The 23,473-nt window shown below is 33.7% G+C and carries 16 protein-coding genes; 2 read left to right on the forward strand and 14 right to left on the reverse strand.

Annotated elements, in window-relative coordinates; translation table 11 throughout:
• Positions 1–27 precede the first annotated feature (27 nt).
• The 3 genes from hisG to B0A64_RS08710 all read right to left on the reverse strand — a co-directional run bounded on the left by hisG (position 28) and on the right by B0A64_RS08710 (position 3,259).
• On the reverse strand, positions 28–885 hold the full coding sequence (hisG, locus tag B0A64_RS08700; protein WP_089479123.1) for an ATP phosphoribosyltransferase: 858 nt from the start codon (positions 883–885) through the stop codon (positions 28–30).
• A gap of 310 nt (positions 886–1,195) precedes the next feature.
• Complete coding sequence (locus tag B0A64_RS08705) at positions 1,196–2,593, reverse strand: sensor histidine kinase (RefSeq protein WP_089479124.1); 1,398 nt, start codon at positions 2,591–2,593, stop codon at positions 1,196–1,198.
• Positions 2,594–3,259 (reverse strand): response regulator transcription factor, encoded by a 666-nt coding sequence (locus B0A64_RS08710; protein ID WP_089479125.1) that lies wholly within the window; start codon positions 3,257–3,259, stop codon positions 2,594–2,596.
• Positions 3,260–3,463: 204 nt separating this feature from the next.
• On the opposite strand from B0A64_RS08710, the gene B0A64_RS08715 reads away from it, so the two are divergent.
• Entirely contained in the window at positions 3,464–5,554 is a 2,091-nt protein-coding gene (locus tag B0A64_RS08715; protein WP_089479126.1) for an LTA synthase family protein, read from the forward strand.
• Between the two features lie 91 nt (positions 5,555–5,645).
• Here the strand turns inward: B0A64_RS08715 and B0A64_RS08720 are convergent, their stop codons facing one another.
• Positions 5,646–6,644 carry a zinc dependent phospholipase C family protein gene (locus B0A64_RS08720; protein WP_089479127.1) on the reverse strand — a complete coding sequence of 333 codons (999 nt, stop codon included), beginning with the start codon at positions 6,642–6,644 and terminating at the stop codon, positions 5,646–5,648.
• A gap of 150 nt (positions 6,645–6,794) precedes the next feature.
• Positions 6,795–7,814, reverse strand: coding sequence for a glycoside hydrolase (locus tag B0A64_RS08725; protein WP_089479128.1), 1,020 nt, complete (start codon positions 7,812–7,814; stop codon positions 6,795–6,797).
• Between the two features lie 335 nt (positions 7,815–8,149).
• Here B0A64_RS08725 and B0A64_RS08730 point away from each other — a divergent pair, with 335 nt between their 5' ends.
• Positions 8,150–9,106, forward strand: a complete 957-nt coding sequence (locus tag B0A64_RS08730; protein ID WP_089479129.1) for a hypothetical protein — start codon at positions 8,150–8,152, stop codon at positions 9,104–9,106.
• Between the two features lie 13 nt (positions 9,107–9,119).
• On the opposite strand, the gene B0A64_RS08735 is transcribed toward B0A64_RS08730, so the two are convergent.
• From B0A64_RS08735 to B0A64_RS08775, 9 genes are all read right to left on the reverse strand, one after another.
• On the reverse strand, positions 9,120–10,097 hold the full coding sequence (locus B0A64_RS08735; RefSeq protein WP_089479368.1) for a YeiH family protein: 978 nt from the start codon (positions 10,095–10,097) through the stop codon (positions 9,120–9,122).
• A gap of 73 nt (positions 10,098–10,170) precedes the next feature.
• Positions 10,171–11,067, reverse strand: coding sequence for a LysR family transcriptional regulator (locus tag B0A64_RS08740; RefSeq protein ID WP_089479130.1), 897 nt, complete (start codon positions 11,065–11,067; stop codon positions 10,171–10,173).
• Between the two features lie 343 nt (positions 11,068–11,410).
• Entirely contained in the window at positions 11,411–13,438 is a 2,028-nt protein-coding gene (locus tag B0A64_RS08745; protein ID WP_089479131.1) for a hypothetical protein, read from the reverse strand.
• A gap of 89 nt (positions 13,439–13,527) precedes the next feature.
• A complete protein-coding gene (gene fabG, locus B0A64_RS08750) occupies positions 13,528–14,274 on the reverse strand; it encodes a 3-oxoacyl-[acyl-carrier-protein] reductase (protein WP_089479132.1) in 747 nt (248 codons plus the stop codon).
• A 324-nt stretch (positions 14,275–14,598) separates the two neighbouring features.
• On the reverse strand, positions 14,599–15,942 hold the full coding sequence (locus B0A64_RS08755; protein ID WP_089479133.1) for a DUF4302 domain-containing protein: 1,344 nt from the start codon (positions 15,940–15,942) through the stop codon (positions 14,599–14,601).
• A gap of 43 nt (positions 15,943–15,985) precedes the next feature.
• The gene (locus B0A64_RS08760; protein ID WP_089479134.1) at positions 15,986–16,846 is read right to left on the reverse strand and encodes a zinc-binding metallopeptidase; all 861 of its coding nucleotides are present in this window, start codon (positions 16,844–16,846) and stop codon (positions 15,986–15,988) included.
• Positions 16,847–16,864: 18 nt separating this feature from the next.
• A complete protein-coding gene (locus B0A64_RS08765; protein ID WP_089479135.1) occupies positions 16,865–18,343 on the reverse strand; it encodes a RagB/SusD family nutrient uptake outer membrane protein in 1,479 nt (492 codons plus the stop codon).
• Between the two features lie 11 nt (positions 18,344–18,354).
• On the reverse strand, positions 18,355–22,071 hold the full coding sequence (locus B0A64_RS08770; protein ID WP_089479136.1) for a SusC/RagA family TonB-linked outer membrane protein: 3,717 nt from the start codon (positions 22,069–22,071) through the stop codon (positions 18,355–18,357).
• Positions 22,072–22,311: 240 nt separating this feature from the next.
• Positions 22,312–23,427 carry a FecR family protein gene (locus tag B0A64_RS08775; RefSeq protein ID WP_089479137.1) on the reverse strand — a complete coding sequence of 372 codons (1,116 nt, stop codon included), beginning with the start codon at positions 23,425–23,427 and terminating at the stop codon, positions 22,312–22,314.
• Positions 23,428–23,473 lie beyond the last annotated feature (46 nt).

Genomic DNA, 23,473 nt, shown 5'->3' on the forward strand with positions numbered 1-23,473 from the left:
GGAATTTAATCTGAGTTGAAATTTTCTTTACAGCACCATTTTCTCGATTGGACATACTAAAATTCCTTCGGCGCCGGCTTCTTTCAATTTATCGATTACATCCCAAAAAGTATCTTTATCTATTACTGAGTGCACGCTGCTCCAACCTTCTTGTGCCAATGGCAAAACGGTAAGGCTTCGTAAAACTGGTAGAATTTTACCAATTTCATCTATTTTATCGTTTGGCACATTCATCAAAATATACTTTGAGCTTCTTGCTCTTAAAACTGCCTGAATTCTAAATTTTAAGGTATCGATGTGTTTTTGAATCTCTGATGAAACTTTTGGAGAAACGGCCAAAACGGCTTCGCTCTTCAGGATTACTTCCACCTCTTTTAAGTTGTTTTTGAACAAAGTACTTCCACTTGAAACAATGTCAACGATAGCATCTGCAAGACCAATATTTGGTGCGATTTCTACAGAGCCGGAAATTTGGTGAATATCAACTTTTAATCCAAAAGAGCCAAAGTATTCGTTAACCGTATTAGGATAGGAAGTTGCTACACGTAAACCTGCTAAATCCTGAATCGAATTGTATTCGAAAGTTTTAGGAACGGCAACAGAAACTTTACATTTCGAAAAACCTAATTTTTGAATCACTTCAATATGTTTTCCTTTTTCTACCAATAGGTTATCGCCTACAATAGCAAGATCAACAACTCCGTCGATTAAATATTGTGGAATGTCTGAATTTCTAAGGTATAAAACTTCCAGAGGAAAATTTGAAGCTTCGGCTTTTAACTGATCGTTTCCGTTGTTGATAGAAATACCGCAATCTTTTAAGATTTGAATGCTGTCTTCGTTTAAACGACCTGATTTTTGAATTGCAATTTTTAATGTACTCATTTTTTAGTTTTTCTTGGATTAATAGTCTGAGTACAAAGAATTGGAATTAAAAAAACCCGTTTGATGTACTCAAACGGGTTTTAAAATATGATGATTTACATGCATACCATTAACACATCGCCTGAGAGCAATAATGAAAATGATGATGATGTAATTGAATAGAAATCATGATTTGTTTATTTTTTATTCTTTGATTCGGTTGCAAATATACTAGTTAATTTCATAAAAAAGCAATTTTTAATTTAACTTAACGATAGTTTATTGTTAAAAAAAAGTAAGTGTACCCTTTTTATTACGTTATTTAAATTTACTATAACGATTTCATATCTTCATTAAAAGTAAGTACAACAGTAGTTCCTACCCCTATTTCGCTATCAATTTTAAATTTAATATGAAGTAATTCTGTAACCCGTTTTACAATAGACAATCCTAATCCTGTACCTTTTATTTCAGGATGTTCTGTTGAGTTTGATCTAAAGAAAGGAATAACAATCGCCTCTAAATCCTGCTTTGCAATTCCGATTCCGTTATCTGATATCTTACAAACTATTTTTTCATTCTGATTCGAAAGTAATATCGAAACTTCGCCATTGATATTGCTGTATTTTATTGCATTCGAAATGATATTCCTTAAAATTGTAATGACTAAAAAGTTATCCGATTGAATTTGATAATCTTCCTGTGCATCAAAGTTAATTTTGATATTTTGGTTCTTTATTTTCTCTGAATTCAAGGTTACAACATCCAAAATCAACGCATTTAGATAGACTGTTTCTGTATTTATATTCTTCTTCTGGTTCTCGAAACGTGCCATTAACAACAATTGATCTACGAGCATATTCAAATGATCTACTTCTTTAATACAATAATTTATTTTCTCTTCGTATTCTTTATTATCTCTTGGTTTACGAATCAAAACTTCAAGTGTTCCTTTAATTACAGTAAGCGGTGTCCTTAACTCGTGCGAAGCATCTGATGTAAATTGTTTTTCGCGTTCTATTGCGTCTTCAATTCGATTTAATAAGTTGTTGATAGTTTTAGAAAGTGTGTATAATTCATCCCGCGTTTTGGGCAACGTAATACGTGTTTTTAAATTATCTTTTGTTATGATTTTCGAAGTATTGATTATCGCATTAATGGGTTTTATACTTCGTCCGGCAAAAAATCTTGCTATAAAAAACAGTAATATTAAAATCCCCAGAAACGACAAACACATAATATCAAACAAATTATTCAACACCATTTTTGAATCTGCCAATGACATTGCAACAATTACATATCCTATTTTTTTGTCTTTGAGACGCAACGGAACCTGAATTTGCCTGATCGCATGATCCCCCATTTTAGTATCAAATAATTCAAAATCTTCTACTGAATCATTAAATTGTAGTGTTTGTGTTTTTAAATTTGGTGCTTTTTCGACCACCTTTTTATTTAAATCCAAAAATTCTACAAATACCGGATTCACATCTACCGTATTATGTTCTCGCTCGTTCCATTCTTCTTCATCAATAAGGATAACTTTGCCCCTGACTTCTTTAATTTCCTGAAGATGATTTTTGATTTCGACATGAATATTTTCATCGATATGACTGTAAACGGTATGTTTTACAATAGAATAAATAACCGAAAAAACGACCAAAATCAATAAACCCGTCGTGATAATATAGTTTAATGCAATTCTGTTTTTAAAGGATAATTGTAACATTTATAAGTCGTTAGCGATATAACCAATACCGCGAATTGTTTTAATATAATCTTCTTCGATTTTTAGATTAAGTTTTTTACGAATGGCATTCATAAAAACATCAATTACTCCGGTATCATACTCAAAATTAATCTCCCAGACATCTTTTAAAATCTGATTTCTGGTGCACACTTTTCCTTTATTCTGGATAAGATAAGTCAATAATTCAAACTCTCTTTGGGTAAGTGCAATTTCTTCTTCGTTTTTGAGAACAATATGCTTTGATAAATCAATTTTAATCGTTCCCAAAGTCAGGATTTCAGATCGTTTTTGATTTCTAAAATGAATTTTAATACGTTCTACTAATTCCTCAAAACTAAAGGGCTTTTTAATATAATCATTGGCTCCGGCTTTTAGTCCTTCTATGGTTTCCTGAACGGTATCTTTTGCAGTTAAAAAAATAATTGGTGTTGTTTGATCCTTAATTCTAATCGCTTTGCACAGGTCTAAACCATTAATTTTAGGAAGCATCCAATCCAGTAAAATCAAGTCAAAGTGCTGTTCCTGAATCAATTCAAAACCCTTTGAGCCATCATTGGCGGTGGTAATTTGATACCCTTCTTCCTGCAACCCTTGTTGCAAAAACTGTATGATACCTAATTCATCTTCGACTATTAAAATGTGCATTATTTTTCTTAATTTAGTTTAAAATATAAATATTTGTTGCTCAAAGATAAAAATTTTGATCTCAGAAATTGCTTAAAACCATTAGAATAGCACAAATAAAATCATCTTAAGCGAATATTAAGAGAATGTTAAGTAACCTGAAAGTAGAACTTAATCCAGAACTAATTTATAACGATTATTTTTGCTCAAAAAAAATATAACTCTATGAATTTTTATAAGAAACTATCCCCATTTTACAATCTTGCGGCATTCTATTTCGCTGTAAGCTTTGTATTACGAATTGTTTTGCTTTTTCATCCGATAACACAAAGTTCTTTTACTTTTTTTGAAGGCCTGAAAATCTTTACATTAGGTCTTATTTCTGATTTTTTTGTTTTTATCGTTGCGAGTATATTTTTATGGCTGTATTTGATTTTTATTTCGAATTCTAAATACAGTAAACCTTCCGGTTATATTATTTTAGGGGTTCTTATTGCGATATTTGCTTATTTGGCATCGGGAAAGAGTATTGTACATGAATATGGTGGTGCCTTACCAGAAATTGTATTAATTTTTGTTGGGCTTAAAACAGCATTATTTGCTCTTTTGCTTTTTCTTCCTAAACTAAGGGACAAAATTAGATATTGGCTGTTTGCTTTTGTAATTTTCTTGTATGTTTTATTAATCCTGCAAAATGGGATAAGCGAGTATTTCTTTTGGAATGAATTTGGGGTAAAATATAACTTTATTGCAGTAAACTACTTAATTTATACGAATGAAGTTATTGGTAATATTATGCAGTCTTATCCCGTAGTTCCAATATTTTCAGCTTTATTCTTGATAACGGGATTTTTTACTTACTTTATTCTAAAAAACTCGAGAAACTATATCGATAAAATTCCATCTCTAACGGAAAAAATAAAAATTACCGGAATCTATTTTGTTTTGTTTTTTATCTCCTTGTTTGCTATTCCAACTTTGGCTAAGACCGAAAATTCTAAAAATATTTTTGTAAACGAATTACAAGCCAATGGTTTGTATAAATTTTACCTTGCTTTCCAGAACAACAAACTGGATTACTTTAAATTTTATAAAACGTTGTCAAACGAAGAAGCTTTTTCTCTTTTAAAACAACAGTTACCTACTATTACAGGACAAACTACAAACCGAAAAATAACCAGTGATTCTACAGAAATTCATAAAAACGTAGTTTTAATTACTATCGAAAGTTATAGCGCTGAGTTCATGAAAATGTACGGAAATGAGCAAAATATTACACCTTTCTTAGATAGTCTTGCGCAAAAAAGTTTGCAGTTTACAAACTTGTATGCTGCCGGAAATCGAACTGTTCGCGGGCTTGAAGCGGTAACTTTATGTTTGCCTCCAACAGCAGGTGAAAGTGTACTAAAAAGAGAAGACAATAAAAATAAATTTTCTACGGGAGCTATTTTTAATCAAAAAGGCTACAACGTAAAATTCATGTATGGTGGCGATGCTTTCTTTGATAACATGAGAGATTTTTATTCCGGAAACGGTTATGATATTGTAGACAAATCTAATTTTTCTCCTGAAGAGATTACATTCTCGAACGTTTGGGGAGTTTGTGATGAAGATATGTACAACAAGGCGATAAAAGTCATGAATACTGAAGCAAAACAAAGCAAGCCGTTTTTTAATCATATCATGACGGTTAGTAATCACAGGCCTTTTACTTATCCTAATAATAAAATTGATATTCCGGGGGATATAAAATCCCGTGATGGCGGTGTAAAATACACTGATTATTCCTTGCAAAAATTCTTCGAAATGGCCAGGAAACAACCTTGGTTCAAGAATACTGTTTTTGTAATTGTTGCGGATCATTGTGCGTCTAGTGCCGGAAAAACGGAACTTCCGTTAGACAAATACAGAATTCCTGCTTTTATATACAGTCCGGATTTAAAACCGGCAAAATACAATCAGGTAATGTCGCAGATTGATCTTATGCCTACTCTGTTTGGATTATTACATTTTAGCTATCAAAGTAAGTTTTTTGGGCAGGATGTTTTAAAACCGGATTATAAACCAAGAGCATTTATTGCCACTTATCAGGATTTGGGATTGATAAAAGACAATGTTCTGACTATTTTATCACCAAAACAACAGGTAAAACAATTTGACTTGCAAATAAATACAAAACCAGGTATTGCTCCTGAATATCAAATTGATTACAATGAAATCCCGATGAAAACAGAAAGAACTGATTTGATAAAGGAGACGATTTCTTTTTATCAGGCAGCTTCGGATATGTTAAAACATAAAAAATATCAGAAATAAGTTTTCATTTGAACTTACTAAAAAAGCCCCAAATTCAATTGAATTGGGGCTTTTTTTCATCTGTAAAATGAAACTGAGACTGAAAACTTTTTTAGTCGTTTTGATTTCTCATTCCAAATAAATCTCCGTTTTGAAACAATTTTAGATCGTCTCTTAAAGCCTGATTGTTTCTTTGTGTAACTGCTGGCGCATCTAAATCACTTAAATCCGGTTTTCCGGCATTTACCCAGGCAGTATACCAAAAACTGGCAGTTGCAGTAATGGCTTTTCTCATTTGAGTTTCAACCATTCCGTTTAAGTCTTTGTGCAGTTTCTTAGCATATTCATCAGAGAAAACAGCTGTATTGTATTTGCTTTTCAATACTTTTCCGTCAGCATCCATCTTAAAAACCTGATTTTCCGGAGTTTCTGTTCTTAGCTTTTTATCAATGTCTAATAATGGTTTCACTAAGCTGTGTGTATCATTAATCATATCCCAGGTTGCTTTATGAACATCTGCATAATATTGTGCTTGCGGGACATTTAATTTATAATTTTTAGCAAATAATTCTGGAAGCCTGCTTTCCCAAAGAGAATGAATTCCTTTTTGATCGCTCAATTGTCCGTCATGATTGGCAGAAGTATGCAATGGCATGTGCGCATCTCCTACATAATGGCCTAAATCTGCTGCAAGAAATAAAATTTCTGCTCTATTTTTATCTTTAAAAGCTTTGGTTAATTTAACCATCATTTCTTCAATATAATAAGGTAAAATTCCGTTTTCGTTCAGGAACTTGGCATCGTATTTTTTCTTTGCTTCTTCCATTGTTTTTGGTAAGCTGTCAGCAGAACCAAAGTTTTCCATATCAAAATAATGTCTTGGATTTTCTTCTTTATAATTCAAGGCATATTTACGAATATCCGGCACAGAAGCTTCTTGTGTAATAAAATCGATATGATTGTAAAAGAAAACCTGAATTGAATTTGGCAAAGCCATTACAGCAGCTTTATTAATACGTTCGTGACCAACGATTCCCCAGGATAATGTCAAAAAACCAATTGCTAATGCAAATAATGCAATTAGTCTTGGTTTCATTTTAAAGTTTTTCATTTGTATTTTATTTGAACTGCAAATTTATTTTATTTAAGGATAATTCAAAAGAATACTAATAAAGATTATGTAAATTTAAATGATTAGGCATAATTCTTAAACTTTTTACTTAATACACAGAAACATAGCTCCGGTAAAAAAGATCTTTATTTACAATTTATTGTAAACAACATCAAAATAAGACGCTTTATTGTATGTTTTGGCACTTCCGCTGGTATAGGACTGGAACTGAGGTGTAATCATATTCATCGGGCCTCCGTCTCCGTTCCATGCCCAGCCTAAAATGGTCCATCCTTTGTTTTTGGCATAATCAACAATTCCGGACCAATCTGCACCAGATCCGCCACTATTGCCAAATTCTCCTATCATACACGGTCTTCCTGACGATGCCAGATCATCAATATCAGAGGTATTCATATAACGCCCTTTTGCCTGATTGTAAGCTCCGGGATAAATATGTGCCGAAAGTATAATTTTAGTATCTGTTATTTTTGTTTGTCCTGTTGCGCATCCTTTTACCGCACAGGCCGCGGTGGCAGTTTCTTGCCCCCAACCCGGAATATCAATAATAATTGTACCGCTGTATACTTTACGAACTTCGGTAATGGCAGCATTGTAAGCGGTTGCATAGGCTGCTGGCGTAATGTTGTGGCTTCCCCATTCGTTGGAGAGGTTTACAATAAAATTACCTCCCAAGGAGCTGTAATTATTTTTCCACCATGTCGCGGCTGCATTTAACTCAGCTGTACTGTCAGAGCCCAATACGCTCGACTTATGATAACTCACAATTACTGTAAAACCATTTGATTTGGCTTCTGCAATCCATCTTTTGGCATTTGTTTCCTGACCTGGCTCTACTTCAATGCGGACTGTTTTTATTTTTGTATTCTGTTTCATAAGGTTCCAGCCTAAATCACAATTTCCTCCATTATAATAAGAAGGCTGCAAATTGACACCGTTACCAATGTCTCCAAAAGTAGAAGTTGTTTTTGCCGTTGCATTTGATTTTGATGGAGTCGGAATTTCTGATGTTCCGGTTTCTGTTGTTGCTAACGGATTTGTATTGGCTGGTTCCGCTTTTTCGCAGCTCACCAATAGTGTCATACTTAAGGCTAAAAATAATAGATTTACTGTTTTTGAACTTCGCTTAATAAAATGTGGTTTTTTCATAAAATGGTTTTTAATAGTTAATAAAGTTTTGTGGTTATTAAATCTTACTATGCAAATATTTATTTTTAGGTAAGATAAAACTGATGCTATTCTATCAATCTATAATACGAAAAACGCATTTTTAACTATTTAAAATAAACTTACAACAATCTAAATGTTAAAATAATAAAACAATCATAATTGCAGATGTTTTTTACATCGATAAAATATTAACCTCAAACCACTCTAAGATGGCTTAAACCTTTGCAATTATTGCTTTCAAAAACCTGAAATAATTTTAAGTATACTAAGAAAAAGAATGTAAATTTGAATTTTAAACTATTCTAATCGCTACAATGAACTGGACTAAATCTATTATTTTATATTTCCTGGTTATCGCTACTTGCTCTGCTCAGGATGTTATACAACTTAAAAATGTTAACGATACTATCTTAAATACCAAAAGACAATTGCAAGTCAGCAATCCGTTTGATGCTGTAAAAACAATGCAAAAATTGTTTCCGGGTAAATTATACAAACTTTCAGATCGCAATACTTTTATTAGCTGGAATTGCAAAAGCTGCAAAACTACTTCGTACACAGATGTTAATGGTGTCGAAGGCGATCAGGTATTTCCATACAGTCAAGGTGTTGCCACCCGAATTCTTGATAATATTGATTACACAGATTCAAAAGGAAATGAATTTAGACTGTTGTTTTTTAACCATTCTGTATATGATGAGGACGGCTCTCAAACGGGTAGATTTTCTGGCGGTTTAGTTGGCGTTGCAAAATTTGCAAAAAATGAGAATGTCTGGCAAATGAGATCTTTTCAACCTGGTATTGCTGCTTTTGGTGCTTTTGCTCAGGCTCCTGCACCTAAATTGGTACTAATTGGTGATGATCAATATGCTTTTACTTTACTACACGCAAATGGTGGTGCTGGTGCTCCTTATACCGGTTATCTTTATCTTATTGCCGGTTTCGACGGAAAATACCAATCTTTGATGGAGGTGGGTGATTACAGACTCTCAAATAATGGTGAGGGCAGCACAGAATGGTCGAGTGCTTATGCAGTTGTAAATGATGGCAAGAAAAAGTTTTTTAGAGATATAACGATAACCACAACTGGTTTCTATAAAAAAGCCAAAAATACCGAGGACGATTACGAAGTAGATGTGCCTAAAGAAGTTAGCGTAATGGCGAAGACAAAAAAGCAGTTTAATTTTGTAATCGAAAAGCATTTTTCTTTCAATGGCAAATGGTATACTATTGTGGGCAAGGCTGTTGCGAAATTTTCTAACGTAAAATAACTTCATTTTTATTTTAATGAAAGTATAAGATTGAAGCCAGACCTAAAACGGCAATAAAGATCCAGAGAAAAACGCCTTGTAATAAAGGCTTTACTCCTACTGATTTTAAGGTATTTATATTAAGCGTTGCGCCAATTAAAAACAAGGTTACTGTTAAGCCAATTTTAGCAATATTAACAATGTATGGTGCAACAATAGCCGTTACGGGAACGTATGTATTAAAAAGCATTGCTACTATAAACAAGCCAATAAAGTAAGGAATTTTGATTTTTGTCCCGGTATTTCCTGATTTTTTATTAAAAATTGCAGCTGTCAACAGCGAAATTGGAATGATCCATAAAGCTCTGGCTAATTTTACGGTTGTAGCAATTTGCAAGGCTTCGGATCCATATTTATTGGCTGCACCAACTACTGAGCTAGTGTCATGAATGGCAATTGCACACCATAAACCAAAATCTTTCTGGGATAAATCAAGCTGATGACCTATAAACGGAAAAACAAATAATGCGATCGAGTTCAGGATAAAAATAACTCCCAATGCAATTGAGGTTTGATTGTCATTTGATTTTATTACGGGAGAAATGGCTGCAATAGCACTTCCGCCACAAATTGCAGTACCACAAGAGATTAAATGGGATGTTTTTTTATCGGTTTTAAGCCATTTACCCAAAAATGTCCCTAATATCAGAGTACTGAAAATAGAAAATATTGTCAATAAAAAACCTTCTTTTCCAGCTGAAAGTGCACTGGTAGCATTCATACCAAATCCTAAACCAACTACTGAAAATTGCAATAAATAGGTAATTGCTTTGCTATTGAATTCGACAAAAGGATTCCCAAAAACATTGACCATGATAACGCCTAGTAATAATGCAACAGGCGGAGAAATTAGTGAAGTAATACTCAGTACAATTACTAAAATAAAGAGTGCTTGCTGAATGTAAAGGTTAACCTGAAATAAATGTGCTGATGTATGTTGTTTTGTTTTCAAAATAAGGAGTTTGATATTTCCTGACAAAGGTCTGTCGTTTATATCATAATCACCAATCGTAAAAAGCAATCGACTATAACTCTAAGTTATAATAAGATGAAATATTTTGAACAAAAAGCTCTGATAACGAATCTGATTTCCCTAACAAAGTAATGATATAAAAGTATCTGTCTATTGCTAAACCTGCTACGTCCAAGACCGTTAATTCATTATTTTTAAGCTCGTTACCTACTGCATGTATGGACATAAAAGCAAAACAATCAGAATTAAGCAAATATGATTTTATGCTTTCTGTAGATCCCAATTGCATTTCGATTTGCAAATCGGTGATTTTTAGGTCAAGTTGTTTCAATGCATATTCTATAACTTCAAGTGTTCCTGAACCACGTTCCCGGGTTATAAACTTCATGGCTTTTAAATCTTCTAACGAAATTTCGCTTTGCTTTGCGTAGGGATTTTTAGTATTACAAACCAAAACCAACTCGTCTTTTAAAAACGGAATGTACTTAATAGACTGATTTTTAGATTGTCCTTCGACAATACCAATCTCAATTTCTTTATTGATTAATGCGTTTTCTATTTGTTCTGTATTTCCGTTTAACAAATTGACTTTTATATCTTTTTGTTTTTGATGAAAACGGGCCAAAACCGGCGAAATAATATATTGCGCAATTGTCGTGCTTGCCCCTAATCTCAACAAACCCTGACGTTCGTTGATAAAAGAACTCATATCAAAGTCGATTTCACGATAAATTTCGAAGATGTTTTTGGTATGTTTTAGCAGAATTTCTCCTGCCGGAGTCAAAGCAATTTTAGATCCGTTTCGCTCAAAAAGCTTTGTTTTATAGGTTTCTTCAAGTTCCTGAATGTGTTTAGAAACGGCTGGCTGCGAGATATACAATTCCGTTGCCGCTTTAGTAAAGTTAAGGCGGAGTGCAACAGTGTAGAATACTTTTAGCCTGAAATCCATATTGTTATTTTTTTTGTTTCATGTTAAGCAAAAACTTAAAGTTTTTGCAATGAATTAAATTAATAAGATCTTATGGATTGCCTCCTGCTTTAGCGGGATAATTTTTATAAATCACTTAAAAAGGCTTTAGCCAAATTTGCTTATAATCTTTGGCTAAAGCCAATTCTTTATTCTCTTATTTTCTCCAGCTAAAGCTGGAGGCTATTCACTGAAAATAATTCGTGCTCATTTGTGAAATTACTTCGTCTGTTCGTTCTTTCAGGCTCGGGTCGTGGCAAAAAAAAGTTACAATAATCAATTTAAAAAACTTTAAACCTTTGTTCCTCTGAACCTTTGCAGCTATTTACAACAACCCATTATATTTCCTTACAAACCATTCCGTAGTCAATAAAACTGCGATTAAAATAAGTAACCAAACCCAATCAATTAGTGGTGTTTTGGTTGAGACATTCTTCTCGATCGATTTATATTCTTTATTTTCCAGAAGCTGCTGAATTAAATCTTCTGCCTGATTTTCAAAAAAAGCTTTTCCGTTGGTTTGCAATGCTAATTGTTTTAGTTTAGAAACATCGGGATTTACAAATTGCTTTTCGATATCAAAATCCAAGATTTCAAAGTGACTTGAATATGCTGTATTCGTATTAAGTTCTTTTACGGTAAAATTGTATTTCCCTGTCGATAATCCATCCAGATTTACAGAGAACGAATTATTTCCTTTTAGCAAATCGTAGTTTTTGGCTTGCTTGGTTTGTGCATTGGTAACGGTAATTGTTAGTCTTGCTTTTTCGTCGAACTCATAATTTTTATTAAAGTATTGTGCATTGATCACAATTGCTTCTCCTGAGTTATAAAAACTTTCATGCGTTACCACCAAAGATTTTCTTGAGGTTGTCGACGCCAGATACTGAATTATCTTATCTACAAAAACATCATATTTCTCAAATGACTGATTGTCGATATGACTTTGCAGACGCCATTTCCAGCTGTTTTCTCCTAACAAAAAAGCGGTTCTCCTGCCTTGATTTTCGGCAAAAGCCAATAACGGGGCATTTGTAGAAACGTTTCTAATTTTTGACGATAGTAGCACTGAGACGTTACCGTTTGTTGTAATGGTGCCAAATAAATTTTGTAATGGCGGAAAATTTTCAAAACCTATATTATCTATCGCAAACAAATTAAACTGCGATTGAAACTCTGATAAATAGTCTTCTCTTTGATTACTCATTTTAAAAACCAAACTATTTTGCTGCTGGTTTAAAAAATTAAAATCTGTACTGGTTCCGGTAATAATGAAGGTATTGGTTCCGGCTAATTTATTGTTGTCAAAAATCGCTTTGAATGCGCTGTTTGGCTGGTATAAAACCAATACTGAAGCTTCTTGCAACTGGCTAATATCATTTGGTTTAACCAAAATTACTTTACGTTGTGCATTAACTTCTATAGCGCGTTTTAATGCCGCAATATCAGGATGATTTATAGAAGAAACTATTGCAATGGTTGATTTTTGATCGATTATTTCGACTGCAAAATTCTTGATGTTATTGTAGCTGTTTTTTTCTTTTGAACCGGATGAAATACTGGCCTTAAAAATTTGTAATCCAATTTTATCAGCAGGTAAAAGCAAGTTTAATGTAGCTGTTTTTTTGGATGCCGAAAAAGAAACTTTCTCCTTGGCTACTACAGAATTCCCTTGGGTAATGGCAAAATCAGCAATTGTATTTTTATCTCCGGAATATTGTAAAAATACTTCTACGGGAAATTTATTTTTATGAAAAGCGTATTTGTTTACGTTTAGCTGATTGATTTTTAAATCAAGAAAGGTAGTTGTATCTCCTACAACCAAAGGATAAACTTTATTAACAGGATCAAAACGGTATACATAATCGTTTCCTGTAGTTTGATTTCCGTCTGTAATTATAACTGTTGGGAAAATCAGGTTTTTGTTAATGCTTTTTAAATTCCTGGCAACTTCGTCAAGATTAGTTTGTTTTCCTTTAAAATCAAATGTAGTAGATGGTTTAAAATCAGCATCAAATTGATACGACTGAATTTCGAATTTTTCCTTAAGAGCGGGATTCGAAATTATTTTCTGGTATAATTCATTGACTTTTTTATCTGATTTTAAAACTACAATTGAACTCGAATTATCGACAGCAATTGCCAAAGGTGTTTTGGTAATTTCAAGAGCTTTTTTAGTCATTATTGGATTAATCAGTAAAACCAATAATCCAAAAAGAACTAAAAAACGTAAAAAAGCCAAAAACCAAATCACATTGGATTTGTTTTTGGCTTTAAAAAAATATTGAAAATACGACAACCCGCCCGCTATTACTATAGAAAGTAATAATAATAGAATCGTGTTTGTAGTCATATTTATGATTTAATAATTGAAACGATTTAATAATTTAAAGATTTCAATAAAAAAACCTTTGAACCTTTGCAACTTAGAACCTTAGTTCCTTATGTCAACATTCCTCCGCAAACGTTTAATACTTGCCCAGTAATATAAGCACTCATATCCGAAGCTAAGAAAAGACAAGCGTTAGCAACATCTTCTGTAGTTCCGCCGCGTTTCAATGGGATTCCGTCTCTCCATCCTTTTACTACATCTTCCGGTAATTTTGCAGTCATCTCAGTTTCGATAAAACCGGGAGCAATTGCATTGCAACGAATGTTACGGGAACCTAACTCTAATGCTACTGATTTTGTAAAACCAATTGCACCTGCTTTTGATGCTGCATAGTTTGTTTGTCCAGCGTTTCCTGATACTCCAACAACTGAACTAATATTGATGATAGAACCTGCACGTTGTTTTAAGAAAGTTTTCTGAATTGCTTTTGTCATATTAAATACTGACTTCAGGTTAACATCAATAACCTGGTCAAAATCAGCTTCAGACATACGCATTAATAAATTGTCTTTGGTAATTCCGGCATTGTTAATCAAAATATCAACAGTTCCAAAATCAGCCAGAACGGCATCAACGAAAGTTTGTGCTTCATTAAAATCGGCAGCATTCGATTGGTATCCTTTTGCTTTTACTCCTAAAGCGTTCAATTCAGCTTCAAGAGCTTCTGCAGATGCTACAGATGAGCTGTATGTAAATGCAACGTTTGCTCCATGTTTAGCAAAAACTTCAGCAATTCCTCTTCCAATTCCACGACTAGCACCTGTAATGATGGCAACTTTTCCTTCTAATAATTTCATATTCAAAATTAATGTTAATATTTATTTGTAGCTAATCCTGCGGTTTGCTTCTATCTATTGCGGTTTCAATACAATTACAATAAGATTTTTGCTTCTCCCAATAGCATCGGGACAGGGCTATGAATGACTTGTCAAATATATGATAATTCCCTTTTTAAAAAAATAACAATCGCAATAACCTTTCAAAAATCTTGTTTATTGGCTAAAACTTTATGGTTTTATTCTCTTTCAAAATGAACTTCAAAAAAAGTCGGAAAGTAATAAAATAAAAAAGCAGCTCAAATTGAGCTGCCTTCCATCCAAAATATAAAAAAAATAAAATAATTACAACTGATAAGTCGTCATTCTAAAACTTGTTGTACTGCTTGTAATTGTATAAACAGGATTAGAATATGTAATGGTAAAATTCTCTTTCTTGACATATAAACCAGCTGGATTTGTAAATTCTGCGTCCAGATCTTTCAAAAATGCCGGCGCCGGAATCAAAGCTGCACCATTATCCCAGGAGTCATGTGTTAAGATTAATGTTTTGTTTGTATCATTTGAACTGGTGGTCAAATTGTGATAAATACTAGGTTTCCCTCCATTAAAACGATATTCGATATAGGTTCCAAAATCAGAATTAAATATAATTTGTACTCTGCTTATCGATTGATTAGCGGGTAAGGTAGCATTTGCCTTATTGATCAACACTCTAAAATAATCTGATGTTGTCGAAGCTGTGTACAGATTCGATGCTATATATCCTACTACAAACTGTGGTTGTCCGGATAGTAATTTTTTATAATCATCTGTTAATCTTGGTGGTGCATTTGTGTATTTTATCGTTGCACTTACTCCGCCTGTTCCTGTAGCAATAAAAGTATTACTTGCAGCATCATACGTGAAATTTGATAATTTCTGACCTTTAACGACTACAGCTGGTTTTACGACAGCTCCGGTTGGTGTATACGAAAAAGTCATACCAAAACCTTCGTCTGATCCCACGGCCAATGAAGTTGCTGTACCAAAACGAGCATCTGAATTAAAATCAAACTCGTATTGTTTTACAGTAGATCCATCATTTACTTCTAATAATCGAAACAACGGACTTGTAATTTCTCCAGCTATTGCTTCAATTATTGGCGTGTTTTTAGGTAAGTCTGTCCAGTCTTGTGCTTTGGCTTTTACAAATCTTAGTTCTCTAAAATTTCTATTGGTTCTAAAAATGATTTCTCCGTTTTCCTGACCATAATAAAAGAACTGAAAATCTCCCAGATATCCTTTTCCTACAAGTGCCGCTGTAGGATAGTTATCAGACTCTGACAAAAGATGTATTCTGTTGGCTGTTGTAAAAACTAAACTCACGGTACTACCTAACTGTACATCGTACTGACTTCTGTGAACGCTTGTATCATCGTCAAAATCTGATGCCATATCTACTTTTCCGTCTGGCAGAAATTTAAACAAATGGGTCCAGCCTCCTAATTGCGTAGTGTCTGTATAATAAACTGCTTTCCATCCTTCTGCTGATGAAAGTAGTAAATCATTCAATTCTTTTTTCTGAGCATTTAATCGCTCTAAGGGATTCTCGTCAAATTTTTGATCTGCTTCTGTACTTGTACATGCACCTAACACAATTGCCACAAAAGCAAGCATGAGATACTTATATATATGTTTTACTTTCATAATATTGATTCTATATTAATTATTACTCCTCATTATTGGTGTCTTAATTGTTGATAACAATGTCTGTATTTTTTTGAGCTTCATCTCTTAAAGCATAAAAATCCATATTAAAGTTATCCTTATAATATTGTACTACGATTGCTTCTTTCTTCTTGATATTGGCTTTTGCAGTAGCATCTGTTACACCTGCCAGAATTGCATCATATTCTGCTTTTGAACTTGTTAAGATTGTAGAAGCAGTTTCGGCAAAATCTTCATAAATATTCAATCTCGCATAACTGGTTATAAAACCTAAGGCTCTTGAGCTTGCGGTACTTTGTGTATACCAGCTTGAGGTATATCCTGAAGGAGTCAATTTTGCCCATGCTTGCTCATCAAAAGGTTTTGTCTGGTTTAAAATATGCACATACTCATGTTGTATGGTATGAATAAATTCTGTAACATCGGGTCTGCTTTTTCTATTTAGGTAATCCAATTGAAAAAGAGTTACTCTTTGTCCGCCTTCTGCCAATCCTAATGTTATGGTACCGGTTGTATTTAGGTTTGTTCCTCCGACTAGTACAAACTCTCTTGGCGAAATTTTCTTTACAAAATTCTCTCCTCCAATAGTACTGTAACTATCGATCCAGATTTTCTTTACAACTTCTAATGCCGGTTTTACTTTCTCGACTGTTGGTGGAAATAAATAACGGTTATTATCGACCAGATTCTGGTTCCACTCATAATAAATTTTTATGTTATAAGGATCCAGAAAACTGGTATCAATCCATTTGTCTAATTCTGTTTTATTGCGTACCGAATAATCTAACTGCGTTTCTGTAGGCTGATCTTCATGAGCACAAGCAACAAATAACATCGCTCCTGCAAGGATCGCAATCGCTTTATATCTTTTTAATATTTTCATAATAATTAAATTAAATTTTTATCTGGGATTTTTTTCGATTCCATTGTCTGAAGCTCTTTGCGGGATTTGCAAGGCTCTGCGTTTGTCATCTTTAACCAAAATATTTTTTCTTGCTACTTGTCCTGCCTCGTAGGTATTGTGCTCTACTGTAAGATTAAAACGTTTGACATCAAACCATCTCAAACCTTCTTGTATAAATTCTCTTCTTCTTGCCTCGGCAATCGCTTTTATATAAGATGCCTGCAAAGGTGTTAGTGCATAAAAAGGAGTAAATTCATTGGCAATAACCGGGAATTTAGCTGTTATGTTTGCTTCTGTTATTTTATCTGTTGCCGCATTATATCCTTCTGTTCTTAGCGAGAAAAGGTATTGTAGCTCAGTATTTGCTTCAGCAAATTGATTTTTCATCACATGGGCTTCTATTCTGTTCAGGAAAAACTCATCATTACTTAAAAGTACTACTCCTGTAAAAGCTTGTCCAATACCGGCGGTTACGTTTGTGTATTTAAAGTATTCGTAAAATTTAGGTATGATAACGTTGTTTTTATAAAAAGACGAAGTGTATATCAACCAGCTTTTGCCCCAAATGTTAGTGTCTGTTCCCAGTATTTCATCTGCCCTGTTATCAGCAAGATAAAATCTGTTTTGATACCCTCTGTCTACAGTCGAGTTAGGATATGCTACTAATAAATTGGTTGGTTGTTCTACTTTTGAATATTCTAATGGCTTTTGAGCAGGAGCTGCTGCATTAAAACCAACATAATCTCTTAATGTAGTTGGTTTTGATCCCAGGTCTTTTGAAAATTCCAATACTTTGTCCCAATCCCCTTTTACAACATAAAAACGCGTTGCAAATGCTTTTGCCGCATCAACATTAAAATGATATTTAGGCTCTTTATAATTGTTTGTGATATACTTCATTCCTTCGGTAATATCTTGTTCGATAAAGTCAAATACTTCTTTTACAGTATTACGTTTGTATTGGGCCAACAAAGCTCCTTCCGGTTTTGTTACATACGGAATTCCTAAATCTGTAGCGGCAGTTGCAGGATCATAACGATTGGACCATAACGAAACTAACATAAAATGAGAATAAGCCCTTGCTATCAATGCTTCTCCTTTTTGCGGGTTCAAAGTCGTTGGGTTTCCCAATTCGTCAATAGCTACCAATGCCTGGTTTGCAGCTGCAATTGCTTCATAAGATGCGTTCCAGAAATCTGCTTCGGTATCCGGGCCAAACTGTGTTTGCATCTCCCAATTGTAGCTTTGTTTATTGTCTACATCTGATGATTGTGTGTCACTGTCAAATACATTATCCGACATTGTTTCTGCCAGTAGTGCATAACTTTTGTTAGGATAAGCAGTAACCAATAATTCTGATATCTTTTCTGGTGTGTCTATTTGAGTTCTGTTATCTGGAATTTCTGAAAGAAAATCATCGCAACTACTAATACTAATCACTAATAATAATGAAAGTGCTATTTTTATATTTTTCATAATTAAGTATATTATAATGAAACATTTAAAGTAAATGTATACTGAGAAGTGATCGGGAAAGCAACTCCTCCTGTATTACGAAATTCAGGATCCTGACCATGCAATCTTTTATCTGAATAAATCAACCACGGATTTACCGCAGATCCTTTTAAGGTAAAGGTGCTAAGTCCTAATTTCTTCTTGAAATCTTTAGGGAATTCCCAACTAAGCGAAACGTTTTTCAGTCTTACGAAATCACCATCGGCAATTCTAACATCAGAAAAATTATAGGTATTGTATGCAATCTGCAAATCTCTGTCTCCGTAATTTCTGTTTAATAATTTATCAGCAATAACCGGAACGTTTGTAACTTTTTCATCACCAGGATTTATCCAACGGTTAGAGAATTCTTTTGTAAAAACAGTTAAATCATTGTATTCATTGCTATAAACAGGGTTCAAACGAACTTTGTTTCCTCCAGATCCAACAACAAATACATACAACGACCAATTTTTGTAGGTAAATGTATTGGCTAAACCTATCGATTTATTAGGCTCAATAGATCCCTCATATTTCAAATATTTAGAAACGTCATTTGTATCCTGAAAATCAGCTCCTGTAATATTGCTTTCGGCTCCGTCCTGCAATTTAAAAGTTGGTAATCCCTGATTGTTTAATCCTGTAAATTGGTACGAGTAAATCGAGTTTCTTGGATGTCCTACTGTATTACCTCCATTTGAATCTACCAAATCAAAAGCAGATGGCTTGTTTGCCAATTTTGTAATTTTCTGATTGTAAACTGAAAAGTTCAGCGTTGTTGACCACTTAAAGGCATTGGTTACAATATTTTGAGTCGTAAAACCAAGTTCAAGACCTTTAGTCTCCATATCAGCATTATTACCTTGTTTTACAGATTGACCGCCTACACCGGAAGTAATTACATAATCGATCAGGTCAAATGCCTTACGTCTGTAAACATCTGTAGTCAATTGAACCCTGTTATTAAACATGCCTATATCTACCCCAATATTAGTTTCAAATTGTTTTTCCCAAGTCAAATCTTTATTCTTTAAGTCCTCAATATTGATTGCATTTTCTCTATCCGAAAGATTAAAACGATCCGTTATAAAACTTTTATAAATAGCCAATGAATTTGTTGCCGGACCAGCAGTAGCGGTCAATCCATAAGAAGCTCTTAAGGCCAAAGTGTTGATTGCTTCAACATTTTTCATAAATTTTTCCTCGGCTACATTCCATTTTCCACTTACAGTATACGTAGGCAACCATCTTGAAGAACCTGTATCTCCTTGTCTGTTCGATCCATCATAACGACCTGTAACAGATGCTGTATAACGACGATCATAAGTATAGCCTACTTTTCCAAAGAAACCTACTGTTCTCTCTCTTTCTGCACCAAAATTGTAGTAAGAATCTCCACCGTTTACAATTTTTTCAATAATTCTTGGATCGATAAAAGGCGTAAGCCCTTTGTCATATTGAATACCTACCGCAGTAAAATTATCATTGTTTCTGTCTACAGATCTAAGCTCTGTACCAAAAAAACCTTCTACCTCATGTTTTTCCTGAATTGTATTTCTATACGTAACACTATTTCTAATGTTGTAAGAAGTCATGTCGTTGGTATATTTTCTTAAAAATCCGCCACTTGGCAACACAGACACTTTTGGCGCTGTAAGATCATTAGGATCCTGATACAAGAATACGTTGTCTTTTTGTATTTGAGTATTTACATTGTCTCCAACTCCTGCATTATAAGCACCTACTACATTCGAACCTTCGTAAATTTTGTGCTCTCTTGATGTATTGGCATAACGTGCAGAACCCGTAAGGTTATAGGTTAAATTTTTATTGATTTTATAATCTAAATCGACCTGAAAACGAATATCATTTACCTTAATATCTAAAGTATTGTTTTGCAATTCGTTTATAATATTCATTGGCGCCCAGTTGTTTTGATAATATTCTAAATTACCATTATCATCATAAGGTCTTAATGTTCTGCTTGTACTTAAAACATAATTGAATGGGTTGATATCAAAATCTCTGGTTGTTTTTCCAAACACTACATCCTGTTTGCTTTCATAAGCTCCCGGAGCTTGTTGATCACGAATAGAACCCATTGTAGAGAGTGTAATATTTAATCTGTCGTTTACAAAGAAAGTTCCTTTGATGTTTGATGTCAGCTGTTTTACATTATCAGCAATTGTCCATCCCGGATCTGTATAATAGCCTAAAGAAGCATAAAATGTATTGTTTTTTCCTCCACCGGAAAAACTTAAAGAATGATTCTGAGTAATCGATGGTCTAAATAAAACACTGAACCAATCTGTATTTGCCAATTCATATTTTTTAAGGAATTGATTAATATAAGGCTGATCATTTTTTACTCCGTATTGACCATTTGTTTCATTATAACGGTTAATTTCTTTTGCAAGAATGTTGTATGCACCTCCAAATCTACCTGTATAAGAAGAACTCAGATCAAGATATCCTTTTTGTTTCATTTCCTGAAAAACACTCATAGACTCCTGAGAGTTCAGGATATCATATTGAGTATAACTAGGTACACTTCTTACTGTATTTTCGACAGAGTAACTTACTTTTAGAGGAGAATCTCTACGTCCTTGTTTGGTCGTAACAACTACAACACCATTTAACGATCTTGAACCATAGATTGAGGTTGCAGAGGCATCTTTAAGGATTTCAATACTCTGGATATCATTCGAATTTAAACCTGCTACAGAAGAACTTAACAGCGTAGATGAATTTCCTGAAGCTAAATCTGCAAACGATATATTGATAATATCTTCCTGAACAACACCATCAATTACCCATAACGGTTTTGTATCTCCAAAAATAGAAGAAGATCCACGAACGGTAATTTTTGGTGCAGTACCAAAAGTTCCTGTTACATTTTGTACCGTAACACCGGCAGCTTTACCTTCGATCATTCTGCTTACATCTACTACTCCGTCTACTTTCAATTCGGCACCCGAAATCTTGCTTATTGCTCCGGTAAAAGTTCTTTTAGATGTTTTTTCGTAACCTGTCGTAACGACAACTTCTTTTAAATTTTGTCCTACTTCGGTTAAAACAATCGTAGGGTTTGTATTGGATGTGTTAATTTCTTTAGACTCCATTCCCACATACGAAATTACAAGAGCATCACTGTTTGCTGGCATTTCGATTGTAAACTTTCCATCAAAATCAGTAAGTACAGCGATTTTAGTTCCTTTTGCCAAAACCGTAGCTCCCGGTAACGGGCTACCACTAGCATCTGTAACCAAGCCTTTGATAATTGGTCCGGCAGTTAATATTTCGAACAAAGAATTACTGCCATCAGAACTTGTAAAAGGATCAGTAGCAGCACTTTTTTGTAAAACAATTTGATTGCTTACTTCGGTGTAAGTTATATTAAAGGGTATTAAAATTCTATTAAGAATACTCGAGAGAACTTCCTGATCTGCATCTATACTTACTTTTTGAGCAAGCTGAGGTAATCTTGAATTATACGAAAATTTTACATGAGCCGACTTTTCTAATTTAGATAATGCGTTATCTAGTGTTAAATTAGCAACATTTATGGTAACTTTAGTATCTAATTTCTTTTGCCCATTTACATTATTTGCCATGGCAACACTTGAAAACACAAGTGCCAGGACAAACTGAAATAGTGTTATTTTCATGATTCGATGGAGTAATCGTTGTTTAACAACTGGTTTTTTCATAATTTTGGATTGTTTTGATTAATACTGATTAGTGTGTATTTTAAGAAACATCATGAATTGCTCTTTACAGAGAGAAATTCAACTAAACTTAAGTGTCGAAAATGTTACAGCATTTCGGCACTTTTTTCTGCACTTTATTTTACATAGGCATTTATTATTGGGTTGGTTTTTGGATTTTTTCTGGTTGTTTTTTTGTTAGAAGTTCAAATCAAACTTTATAATTACAGTTATAAAGCAAGATTAATTACAGCCATCAGATGTTATAATAATCTGATTTCCATTCATTTCAAAATTGGTATTGTTGCCGATACTATTACAAACAATTTTTAATTTCTCTGTAAGCGGCTGATCGCTGAGTGATGTTGTGAGGTGACAATCTTTAAGTTTATTTTTAGGATAATCAATCTCTACCAGATAAGCTTGTTCGATGGTCTCGAAAATCTGTGATACCGGAATATCTGTAAATTCAAAACTCAATTGCTCAATATTACCAACACTGCGGGTCAGTGCTTCGTCCTGTGTAATATTGGTGATTTTATTAAAGCTCAAATCACTACGCAAAAAACGCAACGCCTGATTGGGTAATAAAATAACTTCTTCCTGATCTGATTTTGAGACTAAATCATTAGATTTTACCCTCACTTTACCGGTGCGCACAAGGACTTCTACATTTGGCTGATCAGAATAAGCTTTTATTCTAAAACTGGTGCCAACTACCTTTGTAACAATCTCGTTTGCGTAAACAAAAAAAGGCTTTTTAGGATTTTTACTAATTTCAAAGAAACCTTCGCCGGACAAATAGACCTTTCTTTCGTTTCCGGTAAAGATTTTAGGATAACTTAATTTACTATTGGGTTGTAATAAAACCGAACTGCCATCAGACAATGTGATGATTTGCGGTTTTTCAGAATTGTTGGTTTGCTCCACCAATCCTTCACTATTTTCGTCGATAAGTTCTTTGTAGGTAACTACTTTTGTATCCGGATTAATCTGATTTTTATAAAACCAAACTGATACTAAGCCAAAAACTAAAACTGCGGCAACTGATTGCAGAAAATATTTTCTAAAGAATTTTACTTTGGAGTCCTGATCAAAATTGTTTTGATTTTCTTTTTCTTCAATTTTAATCCATGTATTTTGCAAAGCATTGTGAATATCAAAAGTAGACAGACTTGTATCAGGAACTTTCATTGCCAAAAGCAGTAATCTGGCATCTTCTACCAACTTAGCACGCTGACGGCTTTCTAACGTCCACTCTTCCCAACCATCCTCATCAATCTTAAATAAAATCCAGGACTGGAATGATTCATCAGATAAAAAATCTTCAATTTCGGTATATTTATTACGTTTTTGCATCTAAAAATAAGGTTACAAAAACATAGAGGACAACTTTCTTATTATA

Origin of the sequence: Flavobacterium araucananum (assembly GCF_002222055.1) — a bacterium.
In the GTDB taxonomy this organism is placed as follows: domain Bacteria; phylum Bacteroidota; class Bacteroidia; order Flavobacteriales; family Flavobacteriaceae; genus Flavobacterium; species Flavobacterium araucananum.

Coding starts and splice junctions, on each gene's coding strand:
- B0A64_RS08725 (WP_089479128.1), bottom strand. CDS start 7,814: ATGAAAAAACCACATTTTATTAAGCGAAGTTCAAAAACAGTAAATCTA.
- fabG (WP_089479132.1), bottom strand. CDS start 14,274: ATGAAATTATTAGAAGGAAAAGTTGCCATCATTACAGGTGCTAGTCGT.
- B0A64_RS08705 (WP_089479124.1), bottom strand. CDS start 2,593: ATGTTACAATTATCCTTTAAAAACAGAATTGCATTAAACTATATTATC.
- B0A64_RS08740 (WP_089479130.1), bottom strand. CDS start 11,067: ATGGATTTCAGGCTAAAAGTATTCTACACTGTTGCACTCCGCCTTAAC.
- B0A64_RS08710 (WP_089479125.1), bottom strand. CDS start 3,259: ATGCACATTTTAATAGTCGAAGATGAATTAGGTATCATACAGTTTTTG.
- B0A64_RS08715 (WP_089479126.1), top strand. CDS start 3,464: ATGAATTTTTATAAGAAACTATCCCCATTTTACAATCTTGCGGCATTC.
- B0A64_RS08730 (WP_089479129.1), top strand. CDS start 8,150: ATGAACTGGACTAAATCTATTATTTTATATTTCCTGGTTATCGCTACT.
- B0A64_RS08775 (WP_089479137.1), bottom strand. CDS start 23,427: ATGCAAAAACGTAATAAATATACCGAAATTGAAGATTTTTTATCTGAT.
- B0A64_RS08720 (WP_089479127.1), bottom strand. CDS start 6,644: ATGAAAAACTTTAAAATGAAACCAAGACTAATTGCATTATTTGCATTA.
- B0A64_RS08760 (WP_089479134.1), bottom strand. CDS start 16,846: ATGAAAATATTAAAAAGATATAAAGCGATTGCGATCCTTGCAGGAGCG.
- B0A64_RS08770 (WP_089479136.1), bottom strand. CDS start 22,071: ATGAAAAAACCAGTTGTTAAACAACGATTACTCCATCGAATCATGAAA.
- B0A64_RS08765 (WP_089479135.1), bottom strand. CDS start 18,343: ATGAAAAATATAAAAATAGCACTTTCATTATTATTAGTGATTAGTATT.
- B0A64_RS08755 (WP_089479133.1), bottom strand. CDS start 15,942: ATGAAAGTAAAACATATATATAAGTATCTCATGCTTGCTTTTGTGGCA.
- B0A64_RS08745 (WP_089479131.1), bottom strand. CDS start 13,438: ATGACTACAAACACGATTCTATTATTATTACTTTCTATAGTAATAGCG.
- hisG (WP_089479123.1), bottom strand. CDS start 885: ATGAGTACATTAAAAATTGCAATTCAAAAATCAGGTCGTTTAAACGAA.